The sequence below is a fragment of the Pseudomonas sp. P5_B2 genome (genome assembly GCF_056400445.1).
Genome location: NZ_JBFULH010000743.1, coordinates 1 through 1,822 on the forward strand (window position 1 = coordinate 1; position 1,822 = coordinate 1,822).

Sequence of the window (1,822 nt, forward strand, 5' to 3'; positions counted from 1 at the left end):
CTACCTCGGCGCTTACTTGCGGTTCGCCTTGCCTCGGCGCCAGTGGCACATACTGTCCACACGCGAGTGCTACTGCCTGGAACCCTCTCGAAGGGTGAAAATCGAGGGACTGCGCGCCAAACAGACGCAGCTTTTGAAAGACATTATTGCGTTGGGCATGGCTGGCAGACGCTTCCAGGTTGATGACCTGAACATCACGGTGGCCACCGTGCGAGCCATGCTGGATGGCGTGGTGCTGGGGCCGCTCAGCAATGATTTCCGGACGGAGGTTCTCATCAAAGACGTACAGCGGATGGTGCTTAGGTCACTGCTCACTGACCGGCAATGATCCAGCCTTTAATTAAATCACGCGGGAGAAAGTGTCTGCGAGCAATCAGGCCTGCGCCTCGCCTGGGAACGTCGGCATCCCGTACGTCAACGCAAGTTCCAAGGCCGGTTACAAGGGGTATAACTATTAGTACAAAAGGCGGGTCACCCGGAATAGGCCCTCCAACAGCGCCCGGGCCAGGCGCCCCAAGCCTGATCGGCGCCWGCGGCGCGGAGCGATGTGATGAGTACCAGAGCATGGCGATGGGCTCGCAAGAGCCTTCTTGGCTGCATCGAACTGGCCTTGCTGGTCACGCCCCTGTGCGCCAGCGCCATGTTCAAGTGCCAAGCCAGTGACGGAGCCATCAGCCACACCAGCCAAGCCATCGCCGGCGCCCGCTGCACTCGCCTGAATGACATGGCGGGCGCCGGTGTCGGCGGCAAGGCAATGGCCCTGCCACGGCTTGTGCGGGAGGACGATTCAGGCGCGGTGCGGATTCGGGTGTTCACCTTCATCCACAAGGGTGTTCGTCAATATGTGAGCCGGCGCCCCGTCGGGATCTCGGCACGGGTTGATACCCTTGAGCTCTATTACATCAAGGGCTGCTATCTGTGCAGGACGCCGAAGGATTTCAAGGTCGCCTCATTGCGCCTGGACACCCATTCCTATCAGCGGGAGATCGAAGCCGCTTCAGGTCATTATGGTGTCGACAGGGCGCTGGTCCGCGCGGTGATACATGCCGAATCGGCGTTCCGTCCCAACGCCATTTCCGAAGCCGGCGCCCAGGGGCTGATGCAGTTGATGCCCGCCACCGCCGAGCGCTTCGCCGTGGACGATCCGTTCGACGCACGACAGAACATTCGTGGCGGCGTGCGCTACCTGGCTTGGCTGCTCAAGCGCTTCAACGGCAACCAAGTGCTGGCGTTGGCAGGTTACAACGCCGGCGAAGCGTCCGTTGTCGAGTACAACGGGGTGCCTCCCTACGCCGAGACGCAATCCTACGTCACCCTCGTGCAGTCCTTGACCGAACGCTATCGCAACCATCGCTAGTACCGAAGGGCGCATAACCCGGAATAGGTAATACGCCGGCTCCTCCACGGCGGATAACGCTGGCGCGTTTTGCGCCCTACGAAAGCATTCAGGTTCCGCGCTCGATCAATACGCCGGGCGGGGGTCGGTGAAACAGTGGGCACTACTATTTCCATATATGGGGAATTTCACCCACTTGACCGGGCGTTTGCCACCTAATGTGAGGAATATTTCCCCCACTTTTCTCTCGCTTGAAACACTAAGAAGTGACTTGTTAAAAAATTTGAACTTATTTCTCTACTCTATTGTCATGGCTCATTCGTTGCTTCACCCCTTGTACCTGCAACAGATGTCGTCCCGGACATCGTGTAGTCGGCGGGGCTTGCCTGATTCGGTATGACGCGAGGGGTGAAAAAATGAAGCGAGCGAAACCACCATGCAGCTCTATCGCCTTACTGCTCTGGTCACGCCCGCCCTGTACGATGC

General features: G+C 59.0%; 2 protein-coding genes. Both read left to right on the plus strand.

Annotated features, from left to right (window positions below):
• On the plus strand, positions 1-328 hold a 328-nt coding region (locus tag AC1DRJ_RS26230; RefSeq protein ID WP_477804713.1), incomplete at its 5' end, for a hypothetical protein.
• A 222-nt stretch (positions 329-550) separates the two neighbouring features.
• Complete coding sequence (locus AC1DRJ_RS26235) at positions 551-1,357, plus strand: lytic transglycosylase domain-containing protein (protein ID WP_477804714.1); 807 nt, start codon at positions 551-553, stop codon at positions 1,355-1,357.
• The last annotated feature ends 465 nt before the right edge of the window (positions 1,358-1,822 follow it).

Coding starts and splice junctions, on each gene's coding strand:
- AC1DRJ_RS26235 (WP_477804714.1), top strand. CDS start 551: ATGAGTACCAGAGCATGGCGATGGGCTCGCAAGAGCCTTCTTGGCTGC.